General features: G+C 65.5%; 20 protein-coding genes. 14 read left to right on the top strand and 6 right to left on the bottom strand.

Annotation, left to right across the window (positions count from 1 at the left end; all coding sequences use genetic code 11):
- Nucleotides 1-24 precede the first annotated feature (24 nt).
- The gene (topA, locus tag G452_RS0109330) at nt 25-2,433 is read right to left on the bottom strand and encodes a type I DNA topoisomerase (RefSeq protein WP_022661992.1); all 2,409 of its coding nucleotides are present in this window, start codon (nt 2,431-2,433) and stop codon (nt 25-27) included.
- A 169-nt stretch (nt 2,434-2,602) separates the two neighbouring features.
- Entirely contained in the window at nt 2,603-3,568 is a 966-nt protein-coding gene (locus G452_RS18775) for a tetratricopeptide repeat protein (RefSeq protein ID WP_022661991.1), read from the bottom strand.
- Nucleotides 3,569-3,847: 279 nt separating this feature from the next.
- On the opposite strand from G452_RS18775, the gene G452_RS0109320 reads away from it, so the two are divergent.
- From G452_RS0109320 to G452_RS0109305, 4 genes are all read left to right on the top strand, one after another.
- Nucleotides 3,848-4,417, top strand: a complete 570-nt coding sequence (locus G452_RS0109320; protein WP_022661990.1) for a helix-turn-helix domain-containing protein — start codon at nt 3,848-3,850, stop codon at nt 4,415-4,417.
- Between the two features lie 9 nt (nt 4,418-4,426).
- Nucleotides 4,427-6,073 (top strand): AMP-binding protein, encoded by a 1,647-nt coding sequence (locus tag G452_RS0109315; RefSeq protein ID WP_022661989.1) that lies wholly within the window; start codon nt 4,427-4,429, stop codon nt 6,071-6,073.
- Between the two features lie 109 nt (nt 6,074-6,182).
- Nucleotides 6,183-6,734: a helix-turn-helix domain-containing protein gene (locus G452_RS0109310; RefSeq protein WP_022661988.1), complete on the top strand. Its 552-nt coding sequence runs from the start codon at nt 6,183-6,185 to the stop codon at nt 6,732-6,734.
- A 120-nt stretch (nt 6,735-6,854) separates the two neighbouring features.
- On the top strand, nt 6,855-8,516 hold the full coding sequence (locus G452_RS0109305; protein ID WP_022661987.1) for an AMP-binding protein: 1,662 nt from the start codon (nt 6,855-6,857) through the stop codon (nt 8,514-8,516).
- A gap of 90 nt (nt 8,517-8,606) precedes the next feature.
- Here G452_RS0109305 and G452_RS0109300 read toward each other — a convergent pair whose 3' ends face one another.
- The gene (locus G452_RS0109300; RefSeq protein WP_022661986.1) at nt 8,607-8,942 is read right to left on the bottom strand and encodes an IscA/HesB family protein; all 336 of its coding nucleotides are present in this window, start codon (nt 8,940-8,942) and stop codon (nt 8,607-8,609) included.
- Nucleotides 8,943-9,130: 188 nt separating this feature from the next.
- Entirely contained in the window at nt 9,131-9,523 is a 393-nt protein-coding gene (locus G452_RS0109295; protein WP_022661985.1) for a DUF2721 domain-containing protein, read from the bottom strand.
- Between the two features lie 611 nt (nt 9,524-10,134).
- Here G452_RS0109295 and hisS point away from each other — a divergent pair.
- The 8 genes from hisS to G452_RS0109255 all read left to right on the top strand — a co-directional run bounded on the left by hisS (nt 10,135) and on the right by G452_RS0109255 (nt 19,757).
- Nucleotides 10,135-11,415: a histidine--tRNA ligase gene (hisS, locus tag G452_RS0109290; protein WP_022661984.1), complete on the top strand. Its 1,281-nt coding sequence runs from the start codon at nt 10,135-10,137 to the stop codon at nt 11,413-11,415.
- 99 nt (nt 11,416-11,514) lie between these two features.
- The gene (aspS, locus tag G452_RS0109285; protein ID WP_022661983.1) at nt 11,515-13,347 is read left to right on the top strand and encodes an aspartate--tRNA ligase; all 1,833 of its coding nucleotides are present in this window, start codon (nt 11,515-11,517) and stop codon (nt 13,345-13,347) included.
- 229 nt (nt 13,348-13,576) lie between these two features.
- On the top strand, nt 13,577-14,074 hold the full coding sequence (gene def, locus G452_RS0109280) for a peptide deformylase (protein WP_022661982.1): 498 nt from the start codon (nt 13,577-13,579) through the stop codon (nt 14,072-14,074).
- Nucleotides 14,062-15,027 carry a methionyl-tRNA formyltransferase gene (gene fmt, locus G452_RS0109275; protein WP_027189141.1) on the top strand — a complete coding sequence of 322 codons (966 nt, stop codon included), beginning with the start codon at nt 14,062-14,064 and terminating at the stop codon, nt 15,025-15,027. Before def ends, fmt begins: the two co-directional genes overlap by 13 nt.
- Before the next feature lie 129 nt (nt 15,028-15,156).
- Nucleotides 15,157-15,993 (top strand): DUF116 domain-containing protein, encoded by an 837-nt coding sequence (locus G452_RS0109270; protein ID WP_040368547.1) that lies wholly within the window; start codon nt 15,157-15,159, stop codon nt 15,991-15,993.
- Nucleotides 15,980-17,335, top strand: coding sequence for a transcription antitermination factor NusB (locus G452_RS0109265; protein ID WP_081650555.1), 1,356 nt, complete (start codon nt 15,980-15,982; stop codon nt 17,333-17,335). The genes G452_RS0109270 and G452_RS0109265 overlap by 14 nt, the downstream gene beginning before the upstream one ends.
- Before the next feature lie 100 nt (nt 17,336-17,435).
- Nucleotides 17,436-18,836 (top strand): Na+/H+ antiporter NhaC family protein, encoded by a 1,401-nt coding sequence (locus tag G452_RS18770; RefSeq protein ID WP_022661978.1) that lies wholly within the window; start codon nt 17,436-17,438, stop codon nt 18,834-18,836.
- A gap of 138 nt (nt 18,837-18,974) precedes the next feature.
- The gene (locus G452_RS0109255; protein WP_022661977.1) at nt 18,975-19,757 is read left to right on the top strand and encodes a TerC family protein; all 783 of its coding nucleotides are present in this window, start codon (nt 18,975-18,977) and stop codon (nt 19,755-19,757) included.
- Nucleotides 19,758-19,839: 82 nt separating this feature from the next.
- On the opposite strand, the gene G452_RS0109250 is transcribed toward G452_RS0109255, so the two are convergent.
- Together G452_RS0109250 and G452_RS0109245 are read right to left on the bottom strand one after the other, a co-directional pair.
- Entirely contained in the window at nt 19,840-20,553 is a 714-nt protein-coding gene (locus G452_RS0109250) for a class I SAM-dependent methyltransferase (RefSeq protein ID WP_022661976.1), read from the bottom strand.
- Between the two features lie 62 nt (nt 20,554-20,615).
- Nucleotides 20,616-21,248, bottom strand: a complete 633-nt coding sequence (locus G452_RS0109245; RefSeq protein ID WP_022661975.1) for a peroxiredoxin — start codon at nt 21,246-21,248, stop codon at nt 20,616-20,618.
- Between the two features lie 149 nt (nt 21,249-21,397).
- Between G452_RS0109245 and G452_RS0109240 the strand changes: the two genes are divergently transcribed.
- Both G452_RS0109240 and G452_RS0109235 read left to right on the top strand, forming a co-directional pair.
- Nucleotides 21,398-24,292, top strand: coding sequence for an insulinase family protein (locus tag G452_RS0109240; protein ID WP_022661974.1), 2,895 nt, complete (start codon nt 21,398-21,400; stop codon nt 24,290-24,292).
- A 216-nt stretch (nt 24,293-24,508) separates the two neighbouring features.
- On the top strand, nt 24,509-25,666 hold the full coding sequence (locus G452_RS0109235; RefSeq protein ID WP_022661973.1) for a helix-turn-helix domain-containing protein: 1,158 nt from the start codon (nt 24,509-24,511) through the stop codon (nt 25,664-25,666).
- The last annotated feature ends 18 nt before the right edge of the window (nt 25,667-25,684 follow it).

The following is a 25,684-nucleotide window of genomic DNA, read 5'->3' as shown; positions in this document are numbered from 1 at the left end:
TCCGCCGGTCCCGGAGAAAGGGGATCAGGACTCGTCGTCCATGAGCGAATAGCCGCAACCCTTCTGCGGACAGGCCACGTGGTCGCCCTTTGCCTTGGTGCGCTTCTGTACCAGTACCGGGTGTCCGCATTCGGGACAAGGCCCAGGCACGGGATAATTCCAGAGCGCGTAATCGCACTTGGGGTAGTTGGAGCAGGAGAAGAAGATCTTGCCGCCACGGGAGGAGCGCTCCACGAGCTCGCCGTCGCAGCCTTCCTTGGGGCAGGGCACGCCCGTGGAAAAGGGCGCGGTATGCTTGCATTTCGGATAGTTGGAACAGGCGATGAAGCGGCTGCCCGTGCGCGCCCGCTTGACCACGAGGTCGTGGCCGCAGTCCGGGCACTTGCCCACCACTTCGGGCTCTTCCTGGGCGATGGGCACGATGCGGCCGTCGTCGTCGCGCTTGAAGTTGAGGATGTTGCGGCAGTCCGGATATCCGGAGCAGCCGAGAAATTCGCCCCGGCGGCTGTTCTTGACGACCATGGGCTGTCCGCACTTCTCGCAGGTCACGCCCGTGTCCTCGTCCTGGCCGGATTCGACCACCTGGATGCCGCCCTGCTCGTCGCGGGTGAAGTTCTTGATGGTCTTGCAGTCCGGATACCCGGAGCAGCCCAGGAACTCGCCCGTGCGGCCGAACTTGACGACCATGGGCTTGCCGCAGTTCTCGCACTTGATGCCCGTGTCCATGACCGCCTTGGCCATGCCCGTGCGGGCCTTTTCCAGCGTGGGGTAAAACCCGCCCGCGAACTGGTTGAGCAGCTCCGTCCAGTTGGACTTGCCCTCGGCCACGTCGTCCAGCTGGTTTTCCATGTTGGCGGTGAATTCCACGTCCATGAGCTCGCGGAAATGTTCGGAAAGCTGGTCGCTGACCATGAAGCCCAGCTCCGTGGGGGCGAAGCGCTTGTCCTCCATGCGCACGTAGTCGCGGTCGCGCAGGGTGGAAATGATGCTCGCGTAGGTGGAGGGGCGTCCGATGCCGTTCTCCTCCAGCTCCTTGACGAGGGAGGCTTCCGAGTAGCGGGCGGGCGGCTGGGTGAACTTCTGTTCCTTGCTCATGTCCTGGACCGTGAGCTGTTCGCCGACGGTCAGCTTGGGCATCTCCACGGCCTGCTCGTCCGTGGTCCGGCCCATGGCCTGGAGAAAGCCCGGAAAGAGCAGCCGCTCGCCCCTGGAGCGCCAGAGCGTGCGCGCGGCCTTGACCGTGACCACCGTGTCCTTGAACACGGCGGGGGCCATCTGCGAGGCCATGAAGCGCTGCCAGATCAGCGAGTAGAGCTTGTATTGCTCGTCGGGCAGGAAGGGGCGCACGGATTCGGGGTCGATAGCGGCATCGACCGGGCGGATGGCTTCGTGCGCGTCCTGGGCCGAGCCCTTGGATTTGTAGGCGTTGGGCTTGGAGGGGTAATATTCCTTGCCCCAGCGCGAGAGGATCAGCTCCTTGGCCTGGTCGCGCGCGTCCTTGGCGATGCGCACCGAGTCGGTACGCATGTAGGTGATCAGCGCGGTCACGCCCTTGTCGCCGAGCTCCACGCCCTCGTAGAGCCGCTGGGCCACGGTCATGGTCCGGCGGGCGGAAAAGCCCAGGCGGCGGTTGGCGTCCTGTTGCAGGGTGGAGGTGATGAAGGGCGGCATGGCCTTCTTCTTGCGCTCCTTCTCCTCGACGCTTTCCACCAGGAACGGGGCCTTTTCCAGCTCCGCGGCGAGCTTTCCGGCCTCGTCCGCGTTGCCTACGGGGTGGGTCTTCACGGCCTTGCCGCCGACCTTCCACAGCTCCGAGGCGAAGGGCGGGGGATTCTCCCCGGCGAACACGGCCTTGAAGAGCCAGTATTCTTCGGGGACAAAGGCCCGGCGGGCCTTTTCGCGCTCCACGATGATCTTCAGGGCCACGGACTGGACCCGCCCGGCGGAAATGCCGCGCTTGACGTTCTTCCAGAGGATCGGGGAAATCTTGTAGCCCACGAGCCGATCCAGGATGCGCCGCGCCTGCTGGGAATCGAAGAGGTTGCCGTCGAGCTCCTTGGGGTGCTCCAGGGCTTCCTTCACGGCGCGGGAGGTGATTTCGTTGAACTGGATGCGGCTGACGTTGGAATTCTGCTTGCGGATCAATTCGGCCACGTGCCAGGCAATGGCCTCGCCCTCGCGGTCCGGGTCAGGGGCGAGGTAGACGCGCTCGGCCTTTTTCGCGGCTTTCTGGAGGCGCTTGACCACCTCCTCCTTGCCGTCGATGACCTGGTATCGCGGAGCGAATCCGTTTTCCTCGTCCACTCCCAGCTCCTTGGTGGGCAGGTCGCGGACGTGGCCGACGGAGGCTTCCACGAGAAAATCCTTCCCGAGAAACTTGCTGATGGTCTTCACCTTGGCGGGAGACTCGACGATGATGAGATCCTTTGGCATGACGGTTCGCGTATAACCACCCGCCGCTGTCATGGCAAGGGCGGGGCCGGGGCGGCGGGAAAAGGGAAATGGGGCTTTGCGTCCTGCCCGGCCCTCGCAGGGGCGCGGCCTGCGGGCCGGGGCGGCATTGCCGGGCGGTCTCGGCGGGCACGGGAAGAAAAATAAAATATCAGAGTTCGCCTTCGAGAAGCACGATCTTGCCCTTGGGGCCGGACGGGGACGTTCCGGAATTCCGCTTCCCGGCGGACGGTCCGGCCTCGCCTTCCTCCTGGATGCGGCGGGCGAGCTTGCGCACGTATTCCGCGAATTCCTGCGCCTCGTGGTGGCAGGCGTTCATGCCCAGGCAGGTTTCGAGGTGTTCCAGGCACTTGGCGGCGTCGCCCTTTTCGAAAAAGGCGCGGGCGATGTTGTAGTGCAGGTTCTCGTCGGCGGGAGCCATGGCCAGCGCCCTGGAATAATACTCCACGGCCTGGTCGAGCAGTCCGCTCTTGCGCAGATTGATCCCGAAGTCGTTGAAGAGGTGCTTGTGCTCCTCGCTGAAGGCGGCCTCCAGGTGCACGATGCGCTGGAAGATGTCGTCCGCGCGCGCGGTGTCGCCCCGGTCCATGTAGGTCAGGCCCAGGCCGAAGTTGGCCCGGACGTTGTCCACGTCGATATCCAGGGCCTTGCCGAATTCGAACTCCGCGCTGTAGGCGCGGCCGTTCTCGCGGGCCTTTTCCGCGCGGTCGATGGTTTCCTCCAGCTCGCGCAGCTTGGGGTAGACCTTTTGCTGGTAGTACTCCGGCTCCGGGTTGTAGTCGCGCAGAAAGCTCTCGCGCTGCACCTCGACCTTGGGTCCGGAGGGCACGAAGGCCGCGTTGATGGGCTGGACCAGGATCTGGCCGGCGTCGTTTTCCTCGGCGAACCAGTAGGTCTTGCTGATGGCCCGGCGCAGGGTCGTGCCCGTGCCCACGTTTTCCACGGTCTGGGTGGAAAAAAGCCCCCGGATGGCGCGGTCGCTTTTCTTGCGGGGCGCGGGAGCCGTGGCGAAGCCGTCGTCCACGACGAGCTGCGCTTCGCCGTCTTGGGCCTGCTCCGGGTCGGACCGCTCCGCAGAGAGCGTCCGCAGCTGTTCGGTTTCGGTTTCCTGAGGCATAAAAATCTCCGGGTCTCGCGAGGTTGCGCGCGCGTGGTTCCGCCCGTGGACAGCCGACCGTCTCGAATACGATTTGCCGGGGGATACTACCTTCGGGCATTGCACAACGCAACCGGATCGTATTAAGGAATCGGGGCGCGTGAACAGCGATAACAGACAACCCACCGGGTACCCTGCTCTTTTATGTGACAATCGGCCTGCTTTCTGGTAGTCGCGCACGTAAGGCTCCGTCCCCTCTCGGCGGAGGGCCGGACCAAGAACACGTCATAGGAGGATTTCATGGAAAACGGTAAAGTTGGGGCTCGCATCCGCACGTTTCGCGAAAAGGCGGAACTGAGCCCCGCGGACCTCGCGGAACGGACCGGCCTGGACATCACGTTCATCAAGGCCATCGAGGACGACGACCTCTACCCCTCTCTCCAGCCCCTGGTGAAGATCGCCCGCGCCCTGGGCGTCCGGCTCGGAACCTTCATGGACGACCAGGTCTCCCGCGACCCTCTCGTCGTCCGCCAGAGCCAGCGCCGCGAGGAGCTGACCATGCACCACACGGGCAAGGACGAGCCCGCCCTGCGCTTCCACTCCCTGGGCCGGGGCAAGTCCGACCGCCACATGGAACCGTTCTACATTGAAATCCTACCCGAATCCGCCGAAGACGCCAGCCTCTCCTCCCACGAGGGCGAAGAATTCATCGTGGTCATTTCCGGCAAGGTGGCGATCCGCTACGGCCAGGAAACCACCGTGCTCGAAGAGGGGGACTCGGCCTATTTCAACTCCATCGTGCCCCACCACGTGGGCGCGGCCGGAGACGAGCCCGCGAAAATCTACGCCGTGCTGTACTTCCCGGAATAGGAGCGCGGCATGAGCAATCTGAGAGAACGAACCCTCGGCCAGATCCTGGACGAGACCGTCGCAAAGTGGCCCGACAACGAGGCCGTGGTCTATGTGGACCGCGACTTCCGGCTGACCTACCGCGAATTCGCCGAAAAGGTGGACACCCTGGCCAAGGGCCTCATGGGCCTGGGCGTCAAGAAGGGCGAAAAAGTGGCCATCTGGGCCACCAACGTGCCCTACTGGGTGGCCTTCCAGTTCGCCACGGCCAAGATCGGCGCGGTCCTGCTCACGGTCAACACCTACTACCGCAACCACGAGCTGGACTACCTCCTCAAGCAGTCCGACGCCGAAAACCTGATCCTCATCGACGGCTTCCGCGACGTGGACTACGTGGGCACGGCCTACGAGCTGGTGCCCGAACTGAAGACCATGGAACGCGGCCGCCTGAAGAGCGAGCGCTACCCGCACCTCAAGCGGGTGCTCTTCCTCGGGCAGGAAAAGCATCGCGGCATGTACTCCATGCCCGAGCTGGAAGCCATGTCCGTGATGGTCTCGGACGAGCAGTACAAGGCGCGCCAGGACGAGCTGGACCCGCACGACGTGGTCAACATGCAGTACACCTCCGGGACCACGGGCTTTCCCAAGGGCGTGCAGCTCACGCACTACAACATCGGCAACAACGGCTTCTGGATCGGCGAGAACCAGCGGTTCACCGAGAAGGACCGGGTCTGCCTGCCCGTGCCCCTGTTCCACTGCTTCGGCTGCGTGCTCGGCGTGCTCGCCAGCGTGACCCACGGCGCCACCATGGTCATCCTGGAGGGCTTCGACCCGCTGCTGGTCATGGCCAGCGTGGATTCGGAGCGCTGCACCGCGCTCTACGGCGTGCCGACCATGTACATCGCCGTGCTGGAACACCGCAGCTTCAAGCGCTTCGACTACTCCAGCTTGCGCACCGGCATCATGGCGGGCTCGCCCTGCCCCGTGCCGGTCATGCGCCGGGTCATGGAAAGCATGAACATGAAGGACATCACCATCTGCTACGGGCTCACCGAGTCCAGCCCGGTGATGACCCAGACCCGCATCGGCGACCCCATCGAAAAGATGACCGAGACGGTGGGCCGGCCCATGCCCGAGGTGGAGGTGGCCGTCATCGACCCGGAAACGGGCGAGCACTGCGGCGTGGGCGTGCAGGGCGAGGTCTGCTGCCGGGGCTACCTCGTGATGAAGGGCTACTACAACAACCCCGAAGCCACGGAAAAGGCCATCGACAAGGACGGCTGGCTCCACTCCGGCGACCTGGGCACCTTTGACGAGGACGGCTACCTGGCCATCACCGGCCGGCTCAAGGACATGATCATCCGGGGCGGCGAAAACGTCTACCCGCGCGAGATCGAGGAATTCCTCTACACCATGGAGGGCATCCAGGACGTGCAGGTGGCGGGCGTGCCCAGCCGCAAGTACGGCGAGGAGATCGGCGCGTTCATCATCCTCAAGCAGGGGGTCGAGATGAACCCCGAAGACGTGCGCGACTATTGCCGAGGCAAAATCTCGCGCTACAAGATACCGAAATACATCGCTTTCGTGGACGAGTATCCCATGACGGCCAGCGGCAAGATCCAGAAATACAAGCTGCGCGACATGGGAGCCGAGCTCTTCCCGGAAGCAATGAAATAGATCAGGGCGAGCGCCCGGCGGCCCGCTGGCTGCCGGGCGCGTCCATTTTGGGCCGCATGGGACGCACCGTCCCGCTGCGCTGCGCGGACGACCCGCGCGAGGAGGACAGATGGAACAGGCGTACAAGGAAATCGCGCCCAGGCTCGCGGGCCTGCGCGACGCGCTCGGCGAGAGCGTGGAGGAATTCGCGGCGCGCGTCGGCGTGGACGCGGCCGCGGTGCGGCGATACGAAGCTGGCCAAACCGAAATCCCGGTGGGCTACCTCATGGAGGTATCCAAGTCCACGGGCGTGGAGCTGAACACGCTCATCGCGGGTTCGGAATCGCACCTGATCTCGCACAGCGTGGTGCGCGCGGGCAAGGGCCTGAGCGTGGACCGCCGCAAGGACTACGACTACAAGAACCTCGCCTACCGCTTCAAGGGCCGCAAGATGGAGCCCTTCGAGATCCGCGTTCCGGCCAAGTCCGAAAGCGAGATCAGCTACACGCGCCACTCCGGCCAGGAATTCATCTACATGCTCGAGGGACGGCTGGAAATCCGCCTCGGCGACAAGGTGGAGGTGCTGGAACCCGGCGACAGCCTGTATTTCGACTCCCAGACCCCCCACGGCATGCGCGGCCTGGACGGCGCGCCCGCCCGCTTTCTCGACGTGATTCTCTAGGGCTGTCCAGGCGACCTGGTCAGCCCCGGCGCAAGCCCGGAATACCGAAATCCCCGGCCTCCCGGTCGCACGCACCGGAAGACCCAGCGCAACAAGACGAATCACGGAGAGAGAAAGACCATGCAGAAACTGAGGCCCGCCAGTTACGAGGAATTTCAGGAACAATTCAAGGTCGAGGTGCCCGAAGGCTACAACTTCGCCTTCGATTTCGTGGACAAGATCGCGGCCGAGGATCCCACGCGCCCCGCGCTGGTGCACGTGGACACCCACGGCACGCGCCGGGATCTGGACTACGCCTGGCTGAGGCAGCGCTCCAACCGCCTGGCCGCCGCGCTCAAGGCCAGGGGCATCGGCAAGGGCGACCGGGTCATGCTCATCCTCTTCCGCCGCGCCGAATATTGGGAAACCATGCTCGCCCTGCACAAGATCGGCGCGCTGCCCATCCCCTCGCCTTCGCTGCTGACCCCCAAGGACATCACCCAGCGCGCGAACTACGCGGGCATCAAGGCCGTGATCTGCGAAGATACCATCGCGGAGCGCGTGGAGGCGGCCAAGGCCGACTGCCCTTCCTTCAGCCTGCTCGTGCAGGTGGACGGCAAAGCCGTTCCGGACGGCTGGACCGGGTACGAGGCGCTCATGGCCGAAGGCTCGCCCGACTACCCCCGCCCGGCGGACGCGCCCGGCGGCGACGATCCCATGGTCATCTTCTTCACCTCCGGCACCACGGGCATGCCCAAGATGGTGGTCCACCCCCACTCCTACCCCCTCGGCCACTACACCACCGGCGCCTACTGGCACGACCTGGAGCCGGGCGACCTGCACCTGACCCTCTCGGAAACGGGCTGGGCCAAGTCGGTCTGGGGCAAGTTCTACGGGCAGTTCCTGGCCGGGGCCACGGTCTTCGTCTGGGACTTCCGGGGCAAGTTCGTGCCCGCCGAGCTGCTGGACATCATCAGCGAACACAAGATCACCACCTTTTGCGCGCCGCCCACGGTCTACCGCTTCCTGATCCGCGAAGACCTGACCAAGTGGGATCTCTCGGCCCTGCGCCACTGCACCACCGCGGGCGAGCTGCTCAACGACTCGGTCTTCGAGGCCTGGAAGGCCGCCACGGGCAAGCCCATCTACGAAGGCTACGGCCAGACCGAAACCTGCCTCCAGATCGCGACCATGACCTTCATGGAGCCCAAGCCCGGCTCCATCGGCAAGCCCACCCCCGGCTGGGACATCGTGCTCCTGGACGAAACCGGCGCACCCTGCCCGGCGGGCGAGGAAGGCGAAATCTGCATCCGGCTGAAGAACAAGGACAACGCCCAGGGCGTGCTCGGCCTGTTCCACGGCTACATGGACGAGCCGGGCAAGACCGGGTCCGTGATGTTCGACGGCTTCTACCACACGGGCGACAAGGCCTGGGTGGACGAGGACGGGTACTTCTGGTTCCTGGGCCGCACGGACGACCTGATCAAGGCCTCGGGCTACCGCATCGGCCCGTTCGAGGTGGAAAGCGCGCTGATCACCCACGACGCGATCATCGAGGCCGCGGTCACGGGCGTGCCCGACCCGGCGCGCGGCCAGTCCGTCAAGGCCACCGTGGTGCTCGCGCCCGGATACGAGCCTTCGGACGAGCTGACCAAGTCCATCCAGGACCACGTCAAAAAGGTCACGGCCCCGTACAAGTATCCCCGCTTCGTGGAATACGTGGACGAGCTGCCCAAGACCATCTCCGGCAAGATCAAGCGCAAGGAAATCCGCGACCGCGACCTGGAAAAATACTCGGATTAAAGCAAGTTGCGCAGTCGCATCCGTTTCACGTGAAAAAAAAGGGCGGCCCCGCAAGGAGCCGCCCTTTTCATGATTCCGGGGGAAGACGGACTAGTGGCAGCCGCCGTCGCCGCAGGAGCCGGTGCCGCAGCTGGAGCAGCCGCAGCCGCCGCCCTGGGGGAATTCCAGGCTGGAGTCCACGGAAAAGCCCATGGGGCCCATGTCGATGCTCACGGGCTGGGCGTCGTTGAGCAGCTCCTCTTCCATGACGACCTTGATGCCGCCGTCGAAATCAAAGCTCTTGTCGCCGTCGCGGACCTCGTCCAGGCCAAGGGCCAGGGAAGCGCCGGAGCAGCTCTGGGCCACGAAAACGCGTATCGGAGCCACATCATTGGTTTCAAAGTATTTCTTCAGCCCGGAAAGGGCCGCTTCCGTCAAATTCAGCATGATTCCTCCTAGGGGTTTTAATCAATCCTGAGGTTCAATCTATACATCAAATCGGGGCTGTCAATGACCTGCGGGATTTCAGAGTCCGGCACCCGGCGCTGCCAGCGCCGTGGCGCGGGGATAAAAGAAAACGAAAAAAAGGGGAAACGAACCGCAGCGCCGCCGGATTTCCGCAATCGGGATTCCGCTCAGCGCTTTTCCATGTCTTCCAGAAGAATGTCCAGGGCGTTCACGGAAATGCGTATTTCCAGGAACGAAACCCAGAGCGAGGCCATGAGCAGCGCGAGGCTGAGGCCGAAGAGCACCTCCCCGGCCAGGGTCCAGTCCTCCACGAGGCAGATCATGGAGAGGATGCAGCTGAGCATGGAGAGCACGCCCAGGCCCTGCATCTGCCGGATCATGTAGATGCGCTTGCGCAGGTTGCTGATCTGCTTGCGCGCGGATTCCTCCTCGCTGCGCAGAAAATGGTCGTGCAGGGAGCGGATGCGGCTGCCCAGGGAGAGAAAGCGGTTGGTGAAGGCCAGCATGAACAGGGAAATGGCCGGAAAAAGCAAAGCGGGTGTGGTCACGGTTATCTGCACGTCTCGGCTCCTTGCTTGCGTCGGAAAAAAGGGCGCGCCGCCAGGGGCGCGAAGCGAGCATTGGACATGCCGGGCCGGGCGTCAAGAAAAAGAGGAAAGACCCACGGCGGGACCGGCCGTTCCCAAGAAGCCCGAAAGGACGGACCTGAACCCGATCCGCCTGGCCAATCAGCTCGGCCAATCAGCTCGGCCAATCCGTTCGATCAATCCGCGCGACCAATCCGCTCGATCAATCCATGCGACCGATCCATGCGACCGATCCGTTCGATCAATCCGCGCGATCAATCCGTTCGATCAATCCATGCGCCCGATCCATGCCACCGATCCGCCTGACCAATACGAAAACAGCGCCGAGGGAGCGGGCAAAGCCGGAACAGGCCCATTTCAGCGGCATTGCCGCGTTCAGGCAGCGCGAGCAACCGTCCCGGCGCGCCCGCGCACCTCTCCGGCAATATGGACGAGCCGTTTTCGCCGGAGAAACGGCAACATTTCCCGGTGCCCGCCGCTTTGACAACCGGGGCCTGATGGACTAACGAAAATCGTTTCCAGCAAACAATGATGCGGCCTGTGGCCGTTCGCATGGCCCCCTGCGGCCCGGAGCGTATTCGAGCATGAGCAACAAGATTCAGAAGATCAAGGGATTCGCGGATCTCTTCCCCAACGAGGCGGCGGTGTTCACCTTCATGGAAGCCACGGCCCGCGAGGTGTTCGAGCGCTTCGGCTTCGGCGAGCTGCGCACGCCCCTGCTGGAGAAGACCGAACTCTTCCAGAAGTCCATCGGCGAGGACACGGACGTGGTCGGCAAGGAGATGTTCACCTTCCCGGACCGCAAGGGACGCTCCCTGACCCTGCGGCCCGAAGCCACGGCCGGGGTCATGCGCGCCTTTGTGGAGCAGGGCGGCTACCAGCCCGGCATGGTCGCCAAGTATTACACCTTCGGCCCCATGTTCCGCTACGAGCGTCCCCAGAAGGGCCGCCAGCGCCAGTTCCACCAGATCAACGCCGAGATCGTGGGCGCGCCCGAAGCCCAGTCCGACGCCGAGCTGATCCTCATGCTCGACACCTTTCTGCGCGCCCTCGGCCTGGAAAAGCTCTCCATCGAGCTGAACTCCCTGGGCTGCCCGGCCTGCCGCCCGCTCTACCGCCAGGCCCTCACGGACTTCTTCAACACCCTGCCCGCGGACGAGCTGTGCGAAGACTGCCGCCGCCGCAAGGACACCAACCCCCTGCGCGTGCTGGACTGCAAGGTGCCGGGCTGCAAGGCCCTGGTCGCGGCCGCGCCCAGCGTCACGGACCACCTCTGCGACGAGTGCGCCGAACATTTCGCCCAGGTCCGCGAAGTCCTGGACGCCGCCGGACTGACCTACGTGCTCAATCCCCGGCTCGTGCGCGGGCTGGACTACTACCAGCGCACCACCTTCGAGATCACCTCCGGGGACATCGGCGCGCAGACCGCCGTGGCCGGAGGCGGCCGCTACGACGGCCTGGTCAAGAACCTGGGCGGCCCGGACGTGCCCGCCACGGGCTTCGCCTGCGGCATGGAGCGGCTGGCCCTGCTGCTCGGCGATAAAGCCCCGGCCGCGCCCGACTTCTACGTGGCCGTGACTGCGCCCCAGGCCGCCAACGCGGCCCTGCTCCTGGCCCAGAAGCTGCGCGCCTCCGGCCTGGGCGGCGAGGTCAGCTACGGCGCGGGCAGCATGAAGAGCCGCCTGCGCGCCGCCAACAGGATCAGCGCCAAGCACTGCCTGATCCTGGGCGAAGAGGAATTCGTTAACAATACCGTGACCATCAAGGACATGGTCGGCGACAAGGAACAGGTCACCGTTGCGCACGAAGAGTGCCTGCGCCTGCTCCTGGAGTCGCGGTCGGCGTCCTGTTCCGAAGGCAGATAATCAACGGTCCGCCCCACGGGCGGAAATGGGAATTTTGGATACGGCCCCCCGGCCCCGACCAAGCGTCGGCAACTTTGGCCCCAGCATAGAGGACCACACATGAGCGAGCAGAAATTCCAGGACGACAGCGTCTACGACAAATACCGCTGGATCGACGATCTCGGCGGCTGGCGCCGCACGCACCACAACAACCAGCTCACCGCCGCCAATCTGGACGAGACCGTCTGCCTCATGGGCTGGGTCCAGTTCCGGCGCGACCACGGCGGGCTGATCTTCATCGACCTGCGCGACCGCGAGGGACTGACCCAGGTCGTCTTCAGCCCGGAGCACAACACCGAGGCCCATGAACGCGCCCACGCCATCCGCCCGGAATACGTGGTCGCCATCCTGGGCAAGGTGCGCCCCCGGCCCGAAGGCATGGCCAACCCGAACCTCGTCACCGGCGAGGTCGAGATCGTGGTGGACGACTGGAAGCTCCTGAACACCTCCGAAACGCCGCCCTTCCCCATCGAGGACCGCGTGGAGGTCAGCGAGAACCTGCGCCTCAAGTACCGTTTCCTGGACCTGCGCAGGCCCAGCCTGGCCCGCAACTTCGTGCTGCGCAACAAGGCCGCCCAGAGCGTGCGCCGCTACCTCGACGGCCTCGGCTTCCTGGAGATCGAAACCCCGGTGCTGACCAAGTCCACGCCCGAAGGCGCGCGCGACTTCCTGGTGCCCAGCCGCCTGAACCAGGGCCAGTTCTTCGCCCTGCCGCAGTCGCCCCAGCTCTTCAAGCAGATGCTCATGGTCGCGGGCATGGAGCGCTATTTCCAGATCGTGAAATGCTTCCGCGACGAAGATCTGCGCGCCGACCGCCAGCCCGAATTCACCCAGATCGACATCGAGATGAGCTTCGTGGATGAGCAAATCGTGCAGGACATGGCCGAAGGCATGGTCCGCACCCTCTTCCGCGAAACCCTGAACCAGGAGCTGCCCGACCCGTTCCCGCGCATGACCTTTGCCGACGCCATGCGCGACTACGGCGTGGACAAGCCGGACGTGCGCTTCGGACTGAAGCTCCAGGACGTCAGCGAGGTCTTCAAGGGCTCCGGCTTCAAGGTCTTTGCCCAGGCCTCCCTGGTCAAGCTGCTGCGCGTGCCCGCCGGGGGCCAGCTCTCCCGCAAGGAAATCGACGACTACACCAAGTTCGTGGAAATCTACGGCTCCAAGGGCCTGGCCTGGATCAAGGTCAAGGAGGACGGCGAATGGCAGTCGCCCATCGTCAAGTTCTTCTCCGAGGATGAAAAGGCCCGCATCGCGGAAATCTCCGGCGTGCAGCCCGGCGACATCCTCTTCTTCCAGGCCGGTCAGGTCGATATCGTCAACGCCGCCCTGGGCAACCTGCGCCTCAAGATCGGCGAGCGCTTCGGACTCATCGAAGAAGGCACCTTCGCCCCGCTCTGGATCACGGACTTCCCGCTGCTGGAATGGGACGAGGAGGACAAGCGCTGGGTCGCCCGGCACCATCCCTTCACCTCGGCCCAGCCCGGACAGCTGGAAACGCTGACCGACAATCCCGGAGACGCCCTGGCCCGCGCCTACGACCTCGTGCTCAACGGACACGAGATCGGCGGCGGCTCCATCCGCATCCACACCCCGGAAATGCAGCAGAAGATGTTCGCCGCCCTGGGCATCGACGAGGAAGAGGCCCGCGCCAAGTTCGGGTTCCTCATGGACGCGCTCAAGTTCGGCGCGCCGCCCCACGGCGGCATCGCCTTCGGCCTGGACCGGCTGATCATGATCATGACCGGGGCCAAGTCCATCCGCGACGTCATCGCCTTCCCCAAGACCCAGAAGGCCACCTGCATGATGACCGAGGCTCCGTCCGGAGTGGCCACGAAGCAGCTGCGGGAACTGGGCATCCGGCTGCGGGAGAAGAAAGAGGAAGAATAGGGGGAATCGCCTCCGGCGGCATAGGGGCCCGCGGCCCCTATGAACCCCATTTTGCGCCGGGAACCGATGCTTGCGCATCGGTTCCCGGCGCGGTCCTTTTGCTGGGCGAAGAAGGGCGGGCGGGACACTTTTCGCACGAACAAGCGGCCGGGGCATCATGCCGGGCAGCGCGCCCAATAAGTTTTGCCAAACGGGCCGAGCGTGATTATGCTTGCCTTCTGGAGGACGCATGAAGCTTGAGATACTCACCTATCCCGACGATGTTCTTTCCACGCCGTGCGAACGGGTGGAAGAGATCACGCCGGAACTGAAACAACTCATCGAAGACATGGTCGAAACCATGTACGCGGACGACGGCGTGGGCCTGGCGGCCCCGCAGGTGGGCCGCAATATTCGCCTGATCACCGTGGACCAGTCCGGACCCAAGGAACGCAAGGATCTGCGCGTGATCGTGAACCCGGAAATCGTGGAGCGCGAAGGCGAGGTGGATTCCCAGGAAGCGTGCCTGAGCTGCCCCGGATTCCAGGCCAAGATCAAGCGCAGCGAGCGCGTGCGCGTGAAGGGCCTCGACGCCAAGGGCAAGGACGTCTGCATCGACGCGGACGAGCTGCTGGCCATCATCCTGCAACACGAGATCGACCACCTGGACGGCAAGACCATCGTGGACCGCGCCGGACGCCTGAAGCGGGCCATGTACGACAAGAAAGTGAAGAAATGGAAGAAGTAGCCGGATTGCAGCCGCTGCGCGCGGTGTTCATGGGTACGCCCGACTTCGCGGCCGAGGTGCTTCGGCATCTGGCCGCGTGGCCGGGCTGCGAGCTGGTGGGGGTCTATACGCAGCCGGACCGGCCCTGCGGGCGCGGACGCCACTGCCAGCCGAGCCCCGTGAAGACCCTGGCCCTGGAACTGGGCGCGCCCATTTTCCAGCCGGAGAATTTCAAGAATCCCGAAGCCGTGGAAGAACTTCGCGCCCTCAGGCCGGACGTGCTTGTGGTCGCGGCCTACGGCCTGATCCTGCCGCAAGCCGTGCTGGACGTTCCCAGGCTGATGCCCCTGAACGTGCACGCCTCGCTGCTGCCCAAATATCGCGGGGCCGCGCCCATCCAGCGGGCCATCGAAGCGGGCGAGGTCATCACGGGCACCACGATCATGCGCATGGAGGCCGGGCTGGACACGGGTCCGATCCTGCTCCAGCGCGCCCTGCGCATCGGCCACGACCAGCACGCCGGGGAAATCCACGACGAGCTGGCCGAGCAGGGCGGCAAGATGATCGTGGAGGCCCTGGAGCGGCTCTGGCGCGGCGCGCTGGTCGAGATTCCCCAGGACGACGCCAAATCCACCTATGCGCCCAAGCTGACCAAGGAAGAGGGCGAGGTGGACTGGAACCGTCCCGCGCAAGCGGTGCACGACCACATCCGGGCCATGTATCCCTGGCCCGGTCCGTTCTGGTTCTGGTCGGGCCGGGGCGAGCCGCTGCGGCTGAACGTGCTGCCGGGCCGGGTCGGACGCGAGCTGGCCGAGGGCGAGGCCGCGCCGGGCGAGATCCTGGGCGAGGAAGAAGGCCTCCTGGCCGTGGCCTGCGCGGACAAGGTCTACCTCACGCCGGGCGTGAAGCCCCAAGGCCGCAAGGAATTGGACGCGACCGCCTTTTGCTGCGGGTACATGAGCATTTGCAAATAATGCTCTCATTCATGGAATGAGGATGTTTTTTCAGAAAGATAGCCATAGCAAAACGTGTTGCTTGAAATCGAGGTCGCGGCACGGCGGCAGCGCACTTCCACGGCGCTGCGCGCAAGCGAGGGCCACGGCATGACGGCCTCCAGGAAACGCCTCTTCATCGGGCTCATCTCCGGTTCCTGCGCCCTGGTCTGCGGGCTGCTCGCGCTGCTCTGGATCGTGCCCTACGTGGGCCTGGACAACATCCACCCCTCCCTGAAATGGGTCTGGGGGGCGCTGCTGGCCGGGTTGCTGCTGCTGATCTCCTGGGCCACCCTCGGACTGATCCTGAACATCTGGACCGGGCGCACCTTTCTTTTCACCCGGCGGCTGCGCGGCGTGACCATCAAGCTCTTCCTGCCGCTCATGGTCCTGCTCGGCAGGCTCGTGGGCGTGGGCAAGGAGCGCATCCGCTCCTCGTTCATCAACGTGAACAACGAGATGGTCCTCACCGAGGCCGGGAACTTCAAGCCCCGCGAAATCCTGCTGCTCATGCCGCACTGCCTGCAAAACAGCCGCTGCGACATGCGCCTGACCTACGACATCAACAACTGCAAGCGCTGCGGCAAGTGCCCGCTCAAGGGCCTGCTGGAGCTGCACGACAAATACGGCGTGCATCTGGCCATCGCCACGGGCGGCACCATCGCCCGGCGCATCGTGGTCCAGAAGCGGCCCCGCATGATCATCGCCGTGGCCTGCGAGCGCGACCTTTCCAGCGGCATCCAGGACACCTACCCCCTGCCCGTGTACGGCGTGCTCAACGAGCGGCCCAACGGTCCCTGCCTGGACACCTTCGTGGCCCTGGACCTCGTGGAAAAGGCGCTGCTGCGCTTTCTCGCGCCCGAATATCACCACGGCGCGGGCGAGGCCCAGCGGGGCCAGGCCATCGCCACAGCCGGAGCCGCCGGAGCAGACAATGAAGCCGAATAAGCCCACCAAGCGTCACGATGCTTCTCATAACCCCGCAGCGAAACGATCGAACGTGCCCCCGGCGCGCGCCGCCGCCCTGGAAGCGCTGGAGCGCTGCCTGGGCCTGGCCGCTCCGGAGCGGCGGCAAGTCCGCGAAACAGACGCCCAGGCCGCCCTGGACGCGACCCTTTCCGCCCGGCCGCTCGACCCGCGCGACGCGGCCCTGGCCACGGAGCTGTTCTACGGCGTGCTGCGCAGCAAAACGCGCGTCGAGTACATCTTGTCGCGCTTTTTGGACCGGCCCGAATCCCTGCCGCCGGGCGTGCTGCTGATCCTCTGCGCCGCCAGCCACGAGATGCTCCACCTGGACCGCGTGCCAGCGCGCGCCTCGGTCAATTGGGGCGTGGACGCCGTGCGCGAGGCCGCGAACGACGGGCTGGCCGGACTGGCCAACGCCGTGCTGCGCAAGGTGGCCGCCCTGGCGGAACAGCCCCTGCCCGAAGGCTTCTTCGGTCCGGAGACCCCGCCGGAAGAGCACCCCGACACCCTGGCCCGGAAATACGCCTGCCCGGACTGGCTCGTGGAGCTTTGGCTCGACGAATACGGCCCGGAAACGGGCCTGCGCTACCTCCAGGCCCAGGCCCTGCCGCCCGCGCTGGGCATCGCCGTGCAGCACAGGCACCCCAGGGCCGCGGAAATCGCCGCGTCCCTCGCGGCCCGGCCCGGTCTGCTCGGCAGCTCCGGCCTGGGGCTGGCCTTTGCCGCCGGAACGCACCTGGACGATCTGCCGGACGAAACCCTGGTCCGGCAGAGCTTTGCCGGGCGCGAGGCCCTGCTCGCCCTGGATCCCGGCTCCTGGCCCGACCCGGTCTGGGACGCCTGCTCCGGACGCGGCGGCAAGACGCGCCTGCTGCTGGAGCTGGGCAAGAGCGTCCTGGCCTCGGACATTCACCGGGGGCGCATCCGCGCCCTCCAGGCCGAGCAGCCCGAAGTGGAAGCCGTGGCGGCCTCGGCCCTGGAAAGGCCGCCCTTTTCCACGCCGCCGCGCACCATCCTGCTCGACGCGCCCTGTTCCGGCCTGGGCACTCTTTCGCGCAGGCCGGACATCAAATGGAAACGTTCCGAGGACGATTTCGACGACCTCGTGGAACTCCAGGCCGCCATGCTGGAAAACGCCTGGAAGCGCCTCCCGCGGGGCGGACTGCTCGCCTATTTGACCTGCACGCTCAATCCCGACGAGAACGAACGCCAGATCGCCGCGTTCCTGGCCGGGCACCCCGACGCCGAGCTGCGCACGGAATGGACCACCGATCCCGACGCGAAATGGGGCGAATTCTTCTACGCCGCGCTGCTGGCGAAGTAGCGGCAATCCGGACGAATCCCGCCGGACCTCCGCCGTGGCGTCGCCGCGCACGGTCCGTTTGCGGACGACAATTCTCAGCTGCCATGGGAGAGCATCGGCAATGAATCACGAAGGCAGTCCGAGCAGCGCCGCGCTGACGCCGCTGCTCCTGTTCCTGGTCCTGTTCGTGGGCACGGGAGCCGTGCTGAGCGCGCAGGGGGTCGAAATGGCCTTCTACCAGCTCTCGGCCGCCGTGGCCATTCTTCCCGGCATTGCGCTCGGCCTGATCCAGGGCCGGGGCGGGCTGAACACGAAGATCAACGTCTTTCTCAAGGGCGCGGGAGAGATCAGCATCGTGACCATGTGCATGATCTATCTCCTTGCGGGCGGTTTCGCCGCCGTGGCCGAGTCCATCGGCGGGGTGGACGCCACGGTCAATCTCGGACTCTCCTACATCCCGGTGCGGCTCGTCCTGCCCGGCCTGTTCGCCATCGCCGCCTTCGTGGCCACGGCCATGGGCACCTCCATGGGCACGGTGGCGGCCATCGCGCCCATCGCCGCGGGCATCGCCCAGCAGACCGGCATTTCCGGCGGGCTGCTCATGGGCACCATCGTGGGCGGGGCCATGTTCGGGGACAACCTTTCCATGATCTCGGACACGACCATCGCGGCGACGCGCACCCAGGGCTGCGCCATGAGCGACAAGTTCAAGATGAACCTCAAGATCGTCGCGCCCGCGGCCCTGGCCACCCTGCTGCTGCTCGGCGCGGTCGGCGTTTCCGGCTCCGTGGCCCATGCCGGGAGCTGGGAGTTCATCCGCGTGGCGCCCTATCTGGTCATTCTCGCGCTCGCGCTGGCCGGGGTGAACGTCTTCGCGGTGCTCGCCTGCGGCATCCTCCTGGCCGGAGGCGTGGGGCTGGCCGTGCTGCCCGACTATTCGCTGCTGAAGCTGTCCGGGGACATCTATTCCGGATTCGCTTCCATGCACGAGATCCTCGTGCTCTCCATGCTCGTGGGCGGCCTCGGCGAGCTGATCCGCTTCAACGGCGGCCTGGCCTGGCTGCTGGAGCGGGTCAACAGCCTGGCCCGCAAGGCGGGCAGGGGCAACAAGCGCCGCTCCGGAGAATTCGGCATCGCCGCGCTCGTCTCCTTCGCCGACATCTGCACCGCGAACAACACCGTGGCCATCATCCTGACGGGCAACCTGGCCAGGGGCATCGCCTCGGACACCGGGGTGGACCCGCGCCGAAGCGCCAGCCTGCTGGACATTTTTTCCTGCGTCTTCCAGGGGCTGACCCCTTATGCGGCCCAGGTGCTGCTGGCCGGATCCATCGCGGGCATCTCGCCCGTGGCCGTGGCCGGGGGCAACTGGTACTGCATGCTGCTCGCGGGCATTTCCCTGGCGGCCGTGGCCACGGGCTGGCCCCAGCCGAAGAATCCCATGCCGGATGATCCCCAGGCCCGCGCAGCGGACCCGGAGCCGAGGCTCCCTTCCGAGGCTGTTGACGCGCCGCGAACGTAAGGCTATTTCTCCCGCAACGACCCTCAGGGGAGTAGCCTGCCCCGGCGCGCGCCGGGGAGCGGACGCCAACAAGCCCGGGGACATCCCCTGGCGTCCGCGGGCCAAGAGCCTCGGCAAGACCTGGGAAACGGCAGACGCATGGACCGTCTGCGGTTTCTTCATGGTTCCGAACCCCGTCCGCACAAGGGCCGCGTCATGTTCGAATGGCTTTTCGACCCCAACGCCTGGATCGGCCTGCTCACGCTCACCGCGCTGGAGCTGGTTCTCGGCATCGACAACATCGTCTTCCTGACCCTGGTGGTTTCCCGGCTGCCCTGGGAGCAGCAGCACAAGGCCCGGCGCATCGGCCTGCTCCTGGCCATGCTCATGCGCCTGGGGCTGCTGGCGTCCATCAGCTGGGTCATGTCCCTGACCATGCCGCTCTTCTCCGCCCTCGGCCGCGACGTTTCCGGCCGCGACCTGATCCTGCTCCTGGGCGGGCTCTTCCTGATCGTCAAGGCCACGCATGAAATCCACCATTCCGTGGAAGGCGCTTCCGGCGGCGGCGCGCCCAGGGCCACGACCTTTTCCTCGGCCCTGTTCCAGATCGTGCTCCTGGACATCATCTTTTCGCTGGATTCCGTAATCACGGCCGTGGGCCTCGTGGAGCATCTGCCCGTCATGATGATCGCCGTGATCCTCTCGGTGATCGTCATGCTCTACGCGGCCAAACCCATAGCGGAATTCGTGGAGAAACGGCCCTCCTTCAAGATCCTGGCCCTGGCCTTCCTGCTGCTCGTGGGCTTCACGCTCATGGCGGAAGGGCTGGGCCTGCACGTGCCCAAGGGCTACATCTACTTCGCCATGTGCTTCAGCCTCGGCGTGGAGCTGCTCAACCAGAAGCGGGCGCGCAACGCGGAGCAGGCCGGCAGGGACCGCTAGCGGGCCGCCGCCGGGAAAGCCGGACCGTGGAGGCGGAAGCCGCCGTTCGCATTGGCCTTTGCGGGCCGTGGGGCGGCGGGGCTCAGGCGCGGGTGCCCTGAACCCAGGAGGCGATGGGGGTGAGCGGGGTCTGGTCGCGGAAGTCCACGCGGGCCGCGGTGAAGGCTCCGAACCAGGGAGGAATGCAGCGCGAGTTGAGGAGGCGGTAGGGCTGCTTGTTCTTCCAGGTCTTCACGGGCCCGGGCAGCACGGAAAAGGCGTGGTCCGCGCTGCGGCCCACGTTGACGCTGATCATGCGCCGCATCTCGCCCCAGCTGAACCAGTGCGCGCGCCCAAGGGTGGTGTTCTTGTCGCGGCCGTGGGAGAGGTAGTAGAGGGACCAGCGGTTGAGAAAGCCCACGAGCACGCCCTGGTCGGCCACGCGCGAGGCCTCGCGCAGCAGGGCCGCGGGGTCGCGGCAGAATTCGAGCACGGTCCAGAGCATCACGAAATCGAATTCCCCGGCGCGGAAGGGCAGGCACTCGCCGTTGCCCACCTCGACTTCCGCACGCTTGCCCATGCGGTTTCGGGCCGCTTCGACCATTTCCGGGGAGCGGTCCACCCCGCGCACGTCGAAGCCCTTCTGCCAGAGCGATTCGAGGAACAGGCCCGTGCCGCAGCCGACCTCGAGCAGCTTGGTGCCGCGCCTGGGCCAGCCCGCGACCATGAAGTCGAGCAGACGCCGCTCGCAATCGAGCGCCACCGCGCCGGGATCGGTGGAGAACCAGTTCTCGTATCGGATCGGATCCCAGCTCATGGACGCTCCGGGGACTTGCGCCGGGGGCCGCCACGGGGTAAGGCGTGGCGGCCCGGACGCAGTTAGTCGTTCAACGATTCATAGACCTTGCCCACGAGTTCCTCGCCGGGCAGCAGGGTCTTCTGGCCGGGAGTCCAGCGGGCAGGGCAGGCCTGCTCGGGGTGCTCGCGCACGTGCACGTTGGCCGCGAGCTTGCGCAGCAGCTCGTCGGCGTTGCGGCCCACGTTGTAGAAGTTGACCTCGGAGGAGACGAGCAATCCGTCGGGGTCGATGAGGAAGGTGCCGCGCAGGGCCAGGCCGGAGTCCGGATCCCAGACGTCGAAGTAGCGGGAAAGCTCTCCCGCCGGGTCCGAGGCCATCTTGAAGCGCACCTTTTCAAGCAGGCGCTCGCTCGTCTTCCAGGCCATGTGCACGAACTTGGTGTCCGTGGACACGGAGAGCACCTCGGCGCCGAGCTTCTCCAGAGCCTCGTGCTTTTCGGCCAGGTCCGCAAGCTCGGTGGGGCAGACAAAGGTGAAGTCCGCCGGGTAGAAGACCAGGACGGTCCACTTTCCCCGGCTCTGGATATCGGAAAGCGTCACCTCGCCGAACGCGCCCTCCACGGGATCAAAGACCTCGACGGTGAAATCTTTGACCTGGGAGCCCACGCGGGCGCATTCGAGCAGATCCTCGAAGTGGTCGTGTTCGCAGTTCATATTTCTATCTCCTTCAATTTATGCGATATGCGCTCTTAACAAAGCGGGCGCAGCTGATTATACAGAGGTAGGACGCGTTGCTGGTGGCGTCAAGTCGCCGGCTTTGCTATTCTTGGAAATCGGGAATCAATAACCTGCGGGATGAGATAATGGCCAAAAAGCACGGATTCACCCTTGTAGCGGACCGGGAAATTCCGGAAATGTCTTCCAGGGCGCTGCTCTACGAACACGACCGGACCGGGGGGCGCGTGCTCTCCGTGGTCAACTCGGACGAAAACAAGGTCTTCGGGATCAGCTTTCGGACCACCCCGGCGGACTCCACGGGCCTGCCCCACATCCTGGAGCACTCCGTGCTCTGCGGCTCGCGCAAGTATCCGGTCCGGGAGCCTTTCGTGGAGCTGCTCAAAGGCTCGCTCCAGACCTTCCTGAACGCCCTGACCTTTCCGGACAAGACCTGCTATCCCGTGGCCAGCGCCAATCTCCAGGATTTCTACAACCTCGTGGACGTCTACCTGGACGCGGTCTTCTTCCCCAGGCTGACGCGGAACACCCTGCGCCAGGAAGGCTGGCACTACGAGCAGGAAGGTCCGGGAATGCCCCTGACCTACAAGGGCGTGGTCTTCAACGAGATGAAGGGCGCGTATTCCTCCCCGGACAACATCCTGCACGAGCAGTCCCAGAACGCGCTCCACCCGGACACGGCCTACGGCCTGGATTCGGGCGGCAATCCGGAGGTCATCCCGGAACTCAGCTTCGAGCGCTTCATGGCCTTCCACAAGGCCCACTACCATCCCTCCAACGCCTTCGCCTTTTTCTGGGGCGACGACGATCCGGAAAAGCGGCTGGCCGTTCTGGACGAATATTTCGACAAGTTCGAGCGCACGCAGCCCGGAACCATGGTCCGGCTGCAACCGGCCTTCGAGGCCCCGCGCACCCTGGTCAAGCCGTATCCCGGCGGCGACGGCAAGGCCATGGTCACGGTCAACTTCTGCCTGCCCGAAACCCGCGACCCGGAGCTGAACCTGGCGCTGCACGCCCTGGAGCATGTGCTCGTCGGGCTTTCCTCCTCGCCGCTGCGCAAGGCGCTGCTCGACTCGGAGCTGGGCGAGGACATGGCCGGGGTGGGCCTGGAGGCGGACATCCGCCAGATGTACTTTTCCGTGGGACTCAAAGGCGTGGACCCCGAAGACGCGGACAAGGTCGAGCCGCTGATCCTGCGGACGCTGACCGACATCGTGGAGCAGGGCGCGCACCCCCACGACGTGGAAGCGGCCATGAACAGCGAGGAATTCGCCCTGCGCGAGAACAATACCGGCAACTACCCGCGCGGGCTGTCGGCCATGTTCCGGGCGCTCTCCACCTGGCTCTACGACGGCGACCCCGTGGACCTGATCGCCTTCGAAGCACCGCTCCTGCGGCTCAAGGAGCGCATCGCCTCGGGCGAGCCCGTGTTCGAAAACCTGATCCGCGCCCATCTCATCGACAATCCGCACCGGGCCACGCTCAAGCTCCTGCCGGACCCGGAACTTTCGGACAAGGTCCGCAAGCGGGAAAAGGAACGCCTGGAAACCGTGCGCGCCAGCATGACCGAGGGCGAGCAGGCCCGCCTGCGCGAGATTGCGGAACAGCTGCGCGAGGAGCAGAGCAAGCCCGACAGCCCCGAGGCCCTGGCCGCCATTCCGCGCCTCTCCCTGAACGACCTGCCCCGGCGCAACCAGATCATTCCCATCGAGTCCTACGAACGGGACGAGTCGCGCACCCTGCTGCACGACCTGGACACGGCCGGGCTGCTCTATCTCGACCTCGGCTTCGACCTCTGCCGCCTGCCGGAACGGCTCCTGCCCTACGTCCCGCTCTTCGGCGAGGCCCTGCTGGAAATGGGCACCGAGACCAGCGACTACGTGACGCTGACCAAGCGCATCGCCCGCAAGACCGGCGGCATCGAATCCATGACCTACGCCGCGCCCGCCCTGGGCACCGCCGAAGGCTGCGTTTCCAAGCTCTTCCTGCGCTGCAAGGCCACGGTGGAGCGCAGCGAGGAGCTTTTCAAGATCCTGCTCGAAGTGCTCATGCTCTGCCGCCTGGACAACAAGGACCGCTTCCGTCAGATGGTCCTGGAAGCCAAGGCCCAGGCCGAGCATCGCCTGATACCCTCCGGGCACATGGCCGTGGCCGCGCGGCTGCGCGCGGGCATGCACGAGGCCGGGCTGACCAACGAGCTGATGCACGGAGTCACCAACCTCTTCTACCTGCGCGAGCTGGCCGATCGGGTGGAGAACGACTTCGAAAGCGTGCACCGCGACCTGGAGGAGATGCGCCGCCTGCTCTTCTCCCGCAACAATCTGATCATCAACGTCACGGCCAGCGAGGACGATTTCGCGAGCATCATGCCCGGCATCACCTCCCTGACCCGCGCGCTGCCCGATGCGACGAACCCCCGGCTGGAGCGCACCCCGTGCAGCTACCCGAAGCTTGAGGCCCTGACCCTGCCCGCGCAGGTCAACTACGTGGGCCGGGGCGCGAACCTCCGGGATCTGGGCATGCAGTTCACGGGCGCGGCCAACGCCGTGAGCAAGTTCCTGCGCGCGGGCTACCTCTGGGAAAAGGTGCGGGTGCTGGGCGGGGCCTACGGCGCGTTCAGCATGTTCGACCTCGTGGCGGGCACGCTCTGCTTCGTTTCCTACCGCGACCCGAACCTGACCAAGACCCTGGACGCCTTCGACCACATCGGAGCCTACCTGCGCGACGCCGCGCTGAGCCACGACGACATCGAGAAAAGCGTCATCGGGGCCATCGGCGAGATGGACAGCTACATGCTGCCGGACGCCAAGGGCTTCACCTCCATGATCCGCTACCTTTCCGGCATCACCGATGCCTGGCGGCAGCAGGTCCGAGGGGAAATCCTGGGCACCACCAGCGGCGACTTCCGGCATTTCGCCGAGGCCGCGCGGCTGGTGGCCGAGCATGGCCGCGCCGTTGTGGTGGGCTCGCCCGAAGCGGTTCAGGAATCGGGCCTGGAATTCATTTCCAGCAAACTGCTCTGATCCCGGGCCAGCCGGTTTGCGGACCTGAAAAGCCCTCCGGGCCGGAAAGCGGATCACGTCGCGCTTTCCGGCCCGGTCCTTGACTTCCCTGTCCCATGTCGATATCGATCAGTTACTGATCATTGCCCTGCAAGGATTTACAGGGTGACGATCGGTGACGAAATGATTCCGGCGATGCTGCGCCGCAGCGAGACGAAGACACGGAGATAAAAGCGAATGCCAGACAAGACCCTGACCCACAAGGATCTCGGAGACGCCCTGGGCGTGTCCGTGACCACGGTGAAAAGCTATCGTCGCAAATTTCCGGGCTACATTCCCGTGGCGGGGTACGGCAAGCCCATCCGCTTCCAGCCCAAGGCGCTGGAGGTCTGCAAGAAAATCCGCGAATGCTTCGAGCAGGGCCTTTCCGTGGCCGAAACCGAGAAGCGCCTCAAGCAGGCCGGGTTCCGCTCCGAGGGCGGACGTCGGGAAACCGCCCCCGAAGGGCAGAGCGTCTCGGCCATGGCCGGAGCCTCTCCGGAATATCTGGAAAAATTCTTCAAGACCGCCGGGCAGATGATGCAGGGCATGGCCCAGCTGGCCACGGCCCAGGCAAGGTCGGAGCAGCGCCTTTCCAGGCTGGAGGAGGCCCTGCGCGGCCTGCTGGAAGCCGAAGCCGGGAATCAGGTGCTGCTCGGCGAGCTGGCCGCGGGATTCCGCACCGATCGGCAGTCGGGCGACGCCTCCTCCGGTCAGCTGCCGGGCGGGGAAGCGAGCGCCCCGCAGGATCGCACCGCCGAGGATCGGACCATGGAAACAGACGGCCTTGCTGCGCAAGAACGCGGCGACGCAGAAGCGGATTCCGCGGGCGAGGACGGGGAAACTCCCTCCCCACAGGAAGAGCAGGGCACCCCGGAGCGCCGCGTCCGCGCCAAGAAGATCGTCAACGTGCGCGGCCGGGACGGCGTGGACAGCTATGCCCTGGAAAAAGGGGGCCAGCCCGACGCAAGCCGCCCCGCAGAGCCGGAAACGGATCAGCCGGGCGCGGAATTCCTGGCCATGCCCGTGGCCATCCGTTCCGAACGCGGCGATTTTCTCGGTCTGCCGGGTCGGCTCTCCCTGGGCGACTTCACCAGCTTTCTCGTGCGCCAGGAGCGCGAAAGCGGTCCCGTGCTCTCCACCTGGAGCGGCGTGGGCGACACCTGGACGCTCTCCCTGCGCTCCTCCACGGCCAAGCGCCGCGAGCTGGGCTTTTCCAAGCACACCACCAACCGGGGCGTGGACCTCGCCGTGCTCCTGCACCTGAACCAGGGCGGAGTCGTGGCCGACCGCGAGGAACTCATGGAGTTCTTCCGGGAGATGAAAGACCTCATTCATATGATCGGTGAAAACTGAACTTCGCAGAGCAATCGC

The sequence above is a fragment of the Paucidesulfovibrio longus DSM 6739 genome (assembly GCF_000420485.1).
Classification (GTDB): domain Bacteria; phylum Desulfobacterota; class Desulfovibrionia; order Desulfovibrionales; family Desulfovibrionaceae; genus Paucidesulfovibrio; species Paucidesulfovibrio longus.
This window is presented reverse-complemented; position numbering and strand designations above follow the sequence as displayed.